The sequence below is a fragment of the Streptomyces purpurogeneiscleroticus genome, assembly GCF_020024005.1.
Lineage (GTDB): Bacteria > Actinomycetota > Actinomycetes > Streptomycetales > Streptomycetaceae > Streptomyces > Streptomyces purpurogeneiscleroticus.
Genome location: NZ_NHSG01000408.1, coordinates 18,744 through 29,838, shown reverse-complemented (window position 1 = coordinate 29,838; position 11,095 = coordinate 18,744). Strand labels below are relative to the sequence as shown.

Here is an 11,095-nt window from a genome sequence, read left to right as displayed (position 1 = left end):
CCCCGGGCCGCCCCCGAAGATCGCCGTGCCGGTCCTGGTCGTCGCGCTGCTGTGCATCGCGGTGGGCATCTGGGCCCTGAGCGCGAGCTGAGGCGCCGGCCCGCCACAGGGCCGCACGAGAGCCCAGACCCGACCGCCGGCGTCGGCTAGGCGCCTCCGGACCCCTGTCCGGCGTCCTGAGCGCCATTCTGAGCGCCGTACGGCCGCTGTCCGGGGACAGGAGCCCCCTGGCCGCCCGGCGCGCCCCCAGCGGGGCCCGTGGCCGCCGTGGTGATCGACGCCTTGCGCCGCGCCGTCGCCGTCCACACCCCGAGCCCCACGAGCAGCGCCGCACCGGCGCCGATGCCCGCGTACCCGACCGTCCGCAGATGACCGTTGCGCTCCTCCTCGGACGCCGCCCGGCCCGTCGACGCCAGGTCCCGGTCCTCGGACGTGACGGCGAAGTCGGCCGCCGGCTCCGCGTACTGGGGGCCGGGCTTCGCCTCGCCCTTGAGGCCCACCCGGAGCGTGAGGTCCGCGCCCTTCTTGAAGAACTGCGCGGCATCCGGGTTGAGCGACACCTCCAGGTAGTACCAGCCCGCGAAGCGCATCGGACTGACGGCGTCGTCGTCACTGAAGCGATTGCCGTAGTCCACCGGCGCGGTGAACAGCCGCACCGCCGTCTGCTTGCCCTCGTACGCCTTGAAGCTCTCGTCGCTGACCAGGCCGCGCGCCGGGTTGTACGCGGTCAGGCCGAGCGCCTCCGGGACGAACGAGGAGATGCCCGTACCCGGTTTCCGCGCCGTACTGGACAGTTCGGCGCTCACGTTCAGCTGCTGTCCCCAGTCCACCGGCACCCGGTAGAAGCGGGTCTCGCCGGGCCTGATGCGGTCCTGCCACTGCCCCTGGCTCACGGAAGCGGCGTCGTTGAAGCCGGTGCCGCCCGCGACGGACTTCCGCTTGCCCTCCGTGGGCGGCGCAGGTGTGGCGCTGCTCCAACTGCCCTTACCGGGTTCGGCGGGCGGCGCCCCCGTAAGGCCGGGCTCCGTCATGTAGTGCAGCTCGATCGGCCAGCTGTCGGGACCCGAGGTGGCGTCCCCGGGGCGTTCGACCACCACGTAGTACGGGCCCGCCTGTTGACACTCCGACAGGTCGCTGCCGATGCGGCGGCTGGCGTAATCGGCGATCGGATAGGCGGTCTTGCCGCCGTGGAACCGCACGTCGCCGTCCGGGCCGCAGGTGCTGCCGTTGCTGTCCTGCACGGAGACGGTCAGCCCGTCGGTGTAGTCCTCCACCTTCGTGTCCGGCGCCGGCGCGGCCACCGCCGACACGTAGGCGGTGGAACTGTCGTCCAGTTCGAGGGCGTAGAGCTTCTTCTCCCCGCGCTCCAGGGAGTCGGTGTACGTACCGGGGACGATCTTCGGCGCGGCTCCCGTGCTCGCCTTTCCGACGACGGGTTTGGCATCCGTCGCGGGCGCATACGTGGGCGGCGCGTCCGCTGCAGCCACCCCCGGCAGCACCGCCAGCACGCCGAGCGCCACCGGGCCGGCCAGTCCCCTCCTGATCGTGCGCCGCGTCACCACGTACTACCCCTCATCGTCCCGAGCCCCCACCGGTACCGGTACTGCGCTGCCGCGCCCATGCCGACCGTCCCGGTCACCGGACGCGACGCCCATCCTGCCCCGCCGGCCGCACCGCTGTCCGCCGGCCCGATGCACACCCATCGAGTTTGCTACCGCAAGCTAATGGTGTGCTTACGCAAACTCAAGGCGGGAGGCATCACAGTCCCGCAACGACCACCGGCAAGCGGCGCCGAACAGACGAAACCCCGGCCACCGCACAGCGCGGCAACCGGGGTTTCGTACGTACGTGCTGGGGCTCACACGCCCGAACCTGCGGGCACGGAGTCGGTCGCCTCCGTCCACAGATCCTGCTCGGCGCGATCCGCCTGGATCTGGCGGTACACGAGGAGCCCGCCGATGGCGGCCAGTGCGACCAGGAGAAGCTTCTTCACCGCGCGACCTCGTCTTTCGTTGACGTAGGGGACCTTCGGGGGCCGATGATACACACCGGTCGATATCAATCGGTGACCTAGCCCGCCCCCAACTCGCCAGGAGCACAAACGGATCGGCCCGGAAGGAGAAATCTCCGTCCGGGCCGATCCTTGCCGGTGGGGCTAACAGGACTTGAACCTGTGGCCTCTTCCTTATCAGGGAAGCGCTCTAACCGTCTGAGCTATAGCCCCTGGCTTGGTGCCGCCTCGCTGGCTGCACCGAAAGATTAGCGCACTTCAGAGCCATGACCCAAATCGATGACCGCCGGGGGTCCGAAAGGCCGTCGGCAGCCGCCCGCATCAGGTCATTCGTCCTCGGCCAGGGTCAGCTCCACGCCGCCCACGAAGCCCGCCGAGAGGTTGTAGATGAAGGCCCCGAGCGTGGCCAGCGCCGTCGCCAGCACCACGTCGATCACCGCGATAACACCGGTGAACAGCAGCACCCGCGGCAGCGACAGGAACGACTCCAGGTCGAAACCGGAACCGCCATCACCGCTGGTGGCCTCGCTGATCGTGCCGCCGACCGTGGTGAAGACGCCCATCGCGTCCATCACCATCCACAGCACCGACACCGCCACCAGCGTGCACAGCCCCAGCGCGATGGACAGCAGGAAGCTGACCTTCATGACCGACCACGGGTCGGCGCGGGCCACCCGCAGCCGGGCCTTGCGCGTACGCGGGGTCGTACGGACGCCGGTACGAGGCACTCGCATCCCCTGCTGGGACCCGCCGGTCGCGTACGCCGACGGCGGGCGGTACGGCTGGCCCTCGGCGCCCTGCGGACGGGGCTCGGGCTGCGGCTGTGCCTCGGGCTGCGGCTGCCTGGTGTCGGTCACGGTTCCCCCCTCGGAGGCGGCCTCCTTGCGGGGGCCGCCGTCAGCATCGGAGCCACGGGCGCTGTCCGTCACGGTCGCGGGCCCGGAGGACGAGCTCCGCCCGTCGTCCGATCCGCCCGCTTGCGCACCCGTGGCTCCACTCACGACCTACTCCTCGCGCTACTCCGCCGCGGGCTCCTCGCCCCCGGCCGCCGGGGCCTGGTCCTGCGCCGCGTCATCGGCCGGCTCGCCGTCCGCCAGCGCTTCGACCTCCTCGGCCTCGCGACCGGCCTCGGCGTTCCGAGCGATACCGACGACGGCATCGCGCTTGCCCAGGTTGATCAGTTGGACGCCCATGGTGTCACGGCCCGTCTCCCTGACCTCGTCGACCCGCGTGCGGATCACCCCACCGCCGAGGGTGATCGCGAGGATCTCGTCGCTCGCCTCGACCACCAGCGCGCCGACCAGCTCACCCCGATCCTCCACGATCTTGGCGGCCTTGATACCGAGGCCGCCGCGGCCCTGGACGCGGTACTCGTCGACGTTCGTGCGCTTCGCGTACCCGCCGTCGGTGGCGGTGAAAACGAAGGTGTTCGCCCGCACCACGTTCATCGAGAGGAGCTCGTCGCCTTCGCGGAAGCTCATGCCCTTGACGCCGGAGGTCGCACGCCCCATCGGACGCAGCGCGTCATCCGTTGCGGTGAAGCGGATCGACTGCGCCTTCTTGGAGATCAGCAGCAGGTCGTCCTCGCCGGAGACCAGCTCGGCGCCGATCAGCTCGTCGTCCGAGCCGTCATCCTGCTCGCGCAGGTTGATGGCGATGACACCGCCGGAGCGCGGCGAGTCGTAGTCCTTCAGCGGCGTCTTCTTCACCAGGCCGGCCTTGGTGGCCAGGACCAGGTACGGCGCCGCCTCGTAGTCGCGGATCGCGAGGATCTGCGCGATCTGCTCGTCCGGCTGGAAGGCGAGGAGGTTCGCGACGTGCTGGCCGCGCGCGTCCCGGCCCGCGTCCGGCAGCTCGTACGCCTTGGCGCGGTAGACCCGGCCCTTGTTCGTGAAGAACAGCAGCCAGTGGTGGGTGGTGGACACGAAGAAGTGGTCGACGATGTCGTCTTCCTTGAGCTTCGTGCCGCGGACGCCCTTGCCGCCGCGCTTCTGCGAGCGGTAGTCGTCGGTCTTGGTCCGCTTCACATAGCCGCCACGGGTGATCGTGACGACGATGTCCTCCTCGGCGATCAGGTCCTCGATGGACATGTCGCCCTCGAAGGGCACCAGCTTGGAGCGGCGGTCGTCGCCGTACTTGTCGACGAGCGCGGTCAGCTCGTCGCTGACGATCCCGCGCTGCTTCTCGGGGGAGGCCAGGATCGCGTTGTACTCGCGGATCTTCGCTTCCAGCTCGTCGTGCTCGGCGGTGATCTTCTGCCGCTCCAGGGCCGCCAGGCGCCGCAGCTGCATCTCCAGGATCGCGTTCGCCTGGATCTCGTCGATCTCCAGCAGGCCCATCAGGCCGCCGCGCGCGTCCTCGACCGTCTGGCTGCGCCGGATCAGCGCGATGACCTCGTCGATGGCGTCCAGGGCCTTGAGCAGGCCACGCAGGATGTGCGCCCGCTCCTCGGCCTTGCGCAGCCGGAACTTCGTCCGGCGGACGATGACCTCGATCTGGTGCGTCACCCAGTGGCGGATGAACGCGTCCAGGGACAGCGTGCGCGGCACGCCGTCGACCAGCGCCAGCATGTTGGCGCCGAAGTTCGTCTGCAGGTCGGTGTGCTTGTACAGGTTGTTCAGGACGACCTTGGCGACCGCGTCCCGCTTGAGCACGATGACCAGGCGCTGACCGGTCCGCGAGGAGGTCTCGTCGCGGACGTCGGCGATGCCGCCGATCCTGCCGTCCTTCACCAGGTCGGCGATCTTCTGCGCGAGGTTGTCGGGGTTGACCTGGTACGGAAGCTCCGTGACCACCAGGCACTGGCGGTTGTGGATCTCCTCGACCTCGACGACCGCACGCATCGTGATGGAGCCGCGGCCGGTGCGGTACGCCTCCTCGATGCCCTTGCGGCCCACCACCAGCGCGCCGGTGGGGAAGTCCGGGCCCTTGATCCGCTCGATCAGGGCGTCCAGCAGCTGCTCGTTGGAGGCTTCCGGGTGCTCCAGCGCCCACTGCGCGCCGGCCGCGACCTCGCGGAGGTTGTGCGGCGGGATGTTGGTCGCCATGCCGACCGCGATGCCGGCCGAGCCGTTGATCAGCAGGTTCGGGAAGCGCGCCGGCAGGACCGTCGGCTCCTGGTTACGGCCGTCGTAGTTGTCCTGGAAGTCGACGGTCTCCTCGTCGATGTCCCGGAGCATCTCCATCGACAGCGGCGCCATCTTGCACTCGGTGTACCGCATGGCCGCGGCCGGGTCGTTGCCCGGAGAACCGAAGTTGCCGTTGGAGTCCACCAGCGGCATCCGCATCGACCACGGCTGCGCGAGGCGGACCAGCGCGTCGTAGATCGAGGAGTCGCCGTGCGGGTGGTACGTACCCATGACGTCACCGACGACGCGGGCGCACTTGTAGAAGCCCTTCTCGGGGCGGTACCCGCCGTCGTACATCGCGTACAGGACGCGGCGGTGCACCGGCTTCAGGCCGTCCCGCACGTCGGGCAGGGCACGCGAGACGATGACGGACATCGCGTAGTCGAGATACGAGCGCTGCATCTCGGTCTCGAGCCCGACGGGCTCGACGCGCATGCCCACGCCTTCGATGGCGGCGGGCGCGCCCTCGGCAGTCACGCCGTCCGGGGTCACGGGGGGATTCTCGTCGGCCATTGCTGTTCAAAGTCCTTTCGAGCTGCGGCTGTTGTTCGGGCCGACGGGCTCAGATGTCGAGGAAGCGGACGTCCTTGGCGTTGCGCTGGATGAACGAGCGACGTGCTTCGACGTCCTCACCCATGAGCACGGAGAACAGGTCGTCCGCGCGGGCCGCGTCGTCCAGCGACACCTGGCCGAGCACCCGGTGGTCGATGTCCATGGTCGTCACGCGCAGCTCTTCGGCGTTCATCTCACCCAGACCCTTGAAGCGCTGGACCGAGTCGTCCTTGATGCGCTTGCCGGACCGCTTGCCCAGCTCGATCAGGGCGTCGCGCTCGCGGTCGGAGTAGGCGTACTCGAAGTCGTCCCGGCCCCACTTGATCTTGTACAGCGGCGGGCGGGAGAGGTACACGTGCCCGGCCTCGACCAGCGGCCGCATGAAGCGGAACAGGAAGGTGAGCAGCAGGGTGTTGATGTGCTGGCCGTCGACGTCGGCGTCCGCCATCAGGATGATCTTGTGGTAGCGGAGCTTCTCGATGTCGAAGTCCTCGTGGACCCCGGTGCCGAAGGCCGAGATCAGCGCCTGGACTTCCTGGTTCTGCAGGATCTTGTCGACCCTGGCCTTCTCGACGTTCAGGATCTTGCCGCGGATCGGGAGGATCGCCTGGTACTCCGGGTTACGGCCGGACTTGGCCGAGCCGCCGGCGGAGTCACCCTCGACGATGAAGATCTCGCACTTGGTCGGGTCGTTGGACTGGCAGTCGCTCAGCTTGCCCGGCAGCGACGCGGTCTCCAGCAGGCCCTTGCGGCGGGTCAGGTCGCGCGCCTTGCGGGCGGCGACGCGGGCCGTCGCGGCCTGGATGCCCTTGCGGATGATGTCCGCGGCCTCGTTGGGGTTCCGGTCCAGCCAGTCCGTGAGGTGCTCGTGCACGACCTTCTGGACGAAGGTCTTCGCCTCGGTGTTGCCCAGCTTGGTCTTGGTCTGGCCCTCGAACTGGGGCTCGCCGAGCTTGATGGAGATGATCGCCGTCAGACCCTCGCGGATGTCCTCACCCGTGAGGTTGTCGTCCTTCTCGCGCAGCAGCTTGCGGTCGCGCGCGTACCTGTTGATCAGGCCCGTCAGCGCGGCGCGGAAGCCCTCTTCGTGCGTACCGCCCTCGTGGGTGTGGATGGTGTTCGCGAAGCTGTAGACACCCTCGGTGTACTGGGTGTTCCACTGCATCGCGATCTCCACCGAGAGCAGCCGCTCCTTGTCCTCGGCCTCGATGTCGATGACCGTGGGGTGGACCGTCTCGCCCTTGCGGGAGTTCAGGTACTTCACGAAGTCGACGAGGCCGCCTTCGTAGTGGTACTTGACGGTGAGCGGCTTGCCCTCCTCGTCGACGTGCGCCTCGCGCTCGTCGGTGAGCTGGATCGTCAGCCCCTTGTTGAGGAAGGCCATCTCCTGGAAGCGCCGGGACAGCGTCTCGAAGCTGTACTCGGTCGTCTCGAAGATGTCGCCGTCGGCCCAGAACGTGACCGTCGTGCCGGTCTCGTCCGTGGCCTCGTTGCGCGCGAGCGGGGCGGTCGGCACGCCCTGCTTGTAGTCCTGCGTCCAGCGGTAGCCGTCCCGCTTGACCTCGACGGAGACCCGCTGGGACAGGGCGTTCACGACGGACACACCCACGCCGTGCAGACCACCGGAGACCGCGTAACCGCCGCCGCCGAACTTGCCGCCCGCGTGCAGCACCGTCAGCACGACCTCGACGGCCGGCTTCTTCTCGGAGGGCACGATGTCGACGGGGATACCACGACCGTTGTCGATCACCCGGACGCCGCCGTCGGGCAGGATCGTGACGTCGATCGTGTCCGCGTGGCCGGCCATCGCCTCGTCGACGCTGTTGTCGACGACCTCCTGGACGAGGTGGTGCAGACCACGCTCGCCCGTGGAGCCGATGTACATACCCGGTCGCTTGCGAACCGCGTCCAAGCCCTCAAGGACAGTGATCGCACTGGCGTCGTACGACTTCTCTTCCGAGGAGCCGCCACTGTCGACGGCAGGAACCCCCTCTTCGGTAGAAGCCGTGATGTTCTCGTTGAGGTCGCCGGAGTCGGCCACGAAGCGCCCTTTCTGGCACAGGCACGAGCCTTCTCCTGCCGCCGGCGGGAAGACCCCGTGCCGGTCAGGAGCGGCTGCGTCGTTCGACATGTTCCGCGAGTGGGCGGGATTGCTACCAGTCTACCGGTAGCGCCGACACTCATGGGGGTTTGCGGGCGCCTGAGTCCTCACGTGCCGCCCTGAACTGGCGTCCGCCGACTCCCCATATGCGAGGCGGGCCCCCAGGACGCTCACACCGGCACTCAGCGCTTCGGGCTGTCAACCTCCGACTACGGTGAGCGGAGTCTCATGCGTCACATCTGAACATCCCAGGCATGTCGCCCGTACGGACACCCGCCAGAGGGCCGGTTTCACGTGAAACGGAACGCAGGCGCGGTTTCACGTGAAACGTAAGGGAGGGATGGTTTCACGTGAAACGGAAGGCTTCCGCCCCGCGTGCACGGATCAGCCGTACGTGTCGCCCGGGCCCTTGCTCCCCGGAGCCCGCAGCGAGCCGTACCGGCGAGGCGGGCCGCCCGGCCCCAGCACCTTGATGATCTTTACCGAGCCATGGCCCAGGTCCTCGTTCAGCCGTGCCACCAGCGTCGGCGCCAGCAGCCGCAGCTGCGTCGCCCACGCCGTCGAGTCGCACTGCACCGTCAGCACCCTGGCGTCCTCGTCGTACTTCTGCGGCTCACAGTGCTGCGCCACCTCGGCGCCGACGAGCTGGGGCCAGCGCCCCATCACCCCGCCGACCGCGGCCGGCGTCTCCCAGCCACGCTCGGTGATCAGACGATTGATCGCCGCACCCAGCGGCAGCGGGTCCCGGCCGTCCGCCCGCGCGCCGGAGCGGAGCCCGCCCCCGCGCCTGGCCTGCTTCTTCTGCTGCGCGGCCGCACCCCGGGCCCGTGCCCGCTCCTTCGCGGCCACCAGCGCCTGCCGCGCCAGATCGACACCGGACAGCTCCGGCGGCTTCGGCTGCTCGGGTCCCGCAGGCTCCTGAGGTCCGGACTGCTCACTCACTTACGACACCTTCTCCGCCGTGCCCTCGGAGACCGCGAACCGCACCCCCGCCAGCACGCCCGGCACATCGTCGTCCACCGCCGCCGTCACCAGCACCTGCTCACCCGGCGCCACCAGCTCCGCCAGCCGCTCCCGCCGCCGGGCATCCAGCTCGGCGAAGACGTCGTCCAGTACGAGAACCGGCTCGTTGCCCTCGGCCCTGAGCAGGTCGTACGAGGCCAGCCGCAGCGCCAGCGCGTACGACCAGGACTCGCCGTGGCTCGCGTACCCCTTCGCCGGCAGCCGGCCCAGCTTGAGGACCAGGTCGTCACGGTGCGGGCCGACCAGCGTCACGCCCCGCTCGATCTCGTTCTTCCGCGCCTCGCCCAGCGCCTCCATGAGCAGCCCGTACAGTTCCTCACGGTTCGACGCCTCCGCCAGCCGCTCGCCCACCGAACCGCGGTACTCCAGCGCGACCGGACCACCGCCCGGCGCCAGCTGCTCGTACGCCTTGTCCGCCAGCGGCTGCAGCGTCGCGATCAGATCCAGTCGCTGGGCCAGCAGCTCTGCGCCCGCGCGGGCCAGATGCTGGTCCCACACATCCAGCGTGGACAGATCCATCTTCCGGCCGCCGTGCCGACGTGCCAGAGCCGCGCTCTTCAGCAAGGTGTTGCGCTGCTTCAGCACGCGGTCGTAGTCCGAGCGCACGCCCGCCATCCGCGGCGAGCGCGCCGTGATCAGCTCGTCCAGGAAGCGCCGCCGCTCACCCGGATCGCCCTTGACCAGCGCCAGATCCTCCGGCGCGAACAGCACCGTCCGCACGATGCCGAGCACGTCACGCGGTCTGACCTGCGACGATCTATTGATCCTGGCCCGATTGGCCTTACCGGGGTTCAGCTCCAACTCGACCAGCTGCTGCCGTTCGCCCTGCACCACCTGCGCCCGGACGATCGCCCGCTCCGCACCCATGCGGACCAGCGGCGCGTCGGAGGACACACGGTGACTGCCGAGGGTGGCGAGATAGCCGACCGCCTCGACGAGATTGGTCTTCCCCTGGCCGTTGGGCCCGACGAAGGCCGTGACGCCCGGATCGAGCGGGACCTCGACCCGGGCGTACGAGCGGAAGTCGGCGAGCGACAGATGCGCGACATGCATGGGCGGCGCCGACCTCCCCCGGCGTAATACTGCTGCGGTGCTGGGGAAAACGCCCCAGCACCTGGGATTACTTCTTGTTCTCGACCGCGTGGCCGCCGAACTGGTTACGCAGCGCGGCGATCATCTTCATCTGCGGCGAGTCGTCCTGACGCGAGGCGAACCGCGCGAACAGCGACGCGGTGATCGCCGGCAGCGGCACCGCGTTGTCGATCGCGGCCTCGACCGTCCAGCGGCCCTCACCGGAGTCGGCGGCGAAGCCCCGCAGCTTCTCCAGGTGCTCGTCGTCGTCCAGCGCGTTGACCGCCAGGTCCAGCAGCCAGGAGCGGATGACCGTGCCCTCCTGCCAAGAGCGGAAGACCTCGCGCACGTCCGTGACGGAGTCGACCTTCTCCAGCAGCTCCCAGCCCTCGGCGTACGCCTGCATCATCGCGTACTCGATGCCGTTGTGGACCATCTTCGCGAAGTGGCCCGCGCCGACCTTGCCCGCGTGCACCGAGCCGAAGTCGCCCTCCGGCTTGAGCGCGTCGAAGATCGGCTGAACCTTCGCCACGTCCTCGGCGGCACCGCCGTACATCAGCGCGTAGCCGTTCTCCAGGCCCCACACGCCACCGGAGACGCCGCAGTCGACGAAGCCGATGCCCTTGGCGCGCAGCTCCTCGGCGTGCTTCTCGTCATCGGTCCAGCGGCTGTTGCCGCCGTCCACGACGATGTCGCCCTCGGACAGCAGCTCGCCCAGCTCATCGATGGTCGCCTGGGTGGCGGCGCCGGCCGGCACCATGACCCACACGACGCGGGGACCCTGCAGCGAGTCCACCAGCTCCTTGAGGCTGCCAACGTCAGCGAGGTCCGGATTGCGGTCGTAACCGATGACCGTGTGGCCTGCGCGGCGGATGCGCTCGCGCATGTTGCCGCCCATCTTGCCGAGACCGACGAGACCGAGCTCCATCAGAGACCCTCTTTGCACATAGTCGTTGCCCTTGTACCTGACCTAGGACGAGCCTACGCCCGAAGGGCCGTGCACAGCTGTGGGCTCAGCCGCTCATAAGCCGCAGGTCAACGGCATCATCCTGGCGGCCGTACGGAGCGGGTCCGCACGGCCTTCCGGACGTGTGCACAGCCTGTGGAGGCAGAGCCGCGGCCGAGCCGGAGCGGGCCTCGGCCCGACAGGCGCACCGGCATACTGCGGCCCTGCGAGGGGCGACCCTCGCGCTCCCGGCCGGCGCGACG

At 69.3% G+C, this 11,095-nt stretch carries 8 protein-coding genes and 1 tRNA gene; all 9 read right to left on the bottom strand.

Annotation, left to right across the window (positions count from 1 at the left end; translation table 11 throughout):
- Positions 1–146 precede the first annotated feature (146 nt).
- A complete protein-coding gene (locus CCS38_RS30145; RefSeq protein ID WP_223736498.1) occupies positions 147–1,562 on the bottom strand; it encodes a hypothetical protein in 1,416 nt (471 codons plus the stop codon).
- A gap of 296 nt (positions 1,563–1,858) precedes the next feature.
- On the bottom strand, positions 1,859–1,993 hold the full coding sequence (locus CCS38_RS30140; RefSeq protein WP_003958712.1) for a DLW-39 family protein: 135 nt from the start codon (positions 1,991–1,993) through the stop codon (positions 1,859–1,861).
- A gap of 157 nt (positions 1,994–2,150) precedes the next feature.
- Positions 2,151–2,224, bottom strand: a tRNA-Ile gene (locus CCS38_RS30135).
- Positions 2,225–2,337: 113 nt separating this feature from the next.
- A complete protein-coding gene (locus tag CCS38_RS30130) occupies positions 2,338–3,012 on the bottom strand; it encodes a DUF3566 domain-containing protein (RefSeq protein WP_223736497.1) in 675 nt (224 codons plus the stop codon).
- Between the two features lie 15 nt (positions 3,013–3,027).
- Positions 3,028–5,652: a DNA gyrase subunit A gene (gyrA, locus tag CCS38_RS30125; protein ID WP_223736496.1), complete on the bottom strand. Its 2,625-nt coding sequence runs from the start codon at positions 5,650–5,652 to the stop codon at positions 3,028–3,030.
- A gap of 49 nt (positions 5,653–5,701) precedes the next feature.
- Positions 5,702–7,732, bottom strand: coding sequence for a DNA topoisomerase (ATP-hydrolyzing) subunit B (gene gyrB / locus CCS38_RS30120; protein ID WP_308050896.1), 2,031 nt, complete (start codon positions 7,730–7,732; stop codon positions 5,702–5,704).
- A 444-nt stretch (positions 7,733–8,176) separates the two neighbouring features.
- On the bottom strand, positions 8,177–8,734 hold the full coding sequence (locus CCS38_RS30115; protein ID WP_223736495.1) for a DciA family protein: 558 nt from the start codon (positions 8,732–8,734) through the stop codon (positions 8,177–8,179).
- Positions 8,735–9,868 (bottom strand): DNA replication/repair protein RecF, encoded by a 1,134-nt coding sequence (gene recF / locus CCS38_RS30110; RefSeq protein WP_223736494.1) that lies wholly within the window; start codon positions 9,866–9,868, stop codon positions 8,735–8,737.
- 67 nt (positions 9,869–9,935) lie between these two features.
- Positions 9,936–10,814, bottom strand: coding sequence for a phosphogluconate dehydrogenase (NAD(+)-dependent, decarboxylating) (gnd, locus tag CCS38_RS30105; protein ID WP_030259427.1), 879 nt, complete (start codon positions 10,812–10,814; stop codon positions 9,936–9,938).
- Positions 10,815–11,095 lie beyond the last annotated feature (281 nt).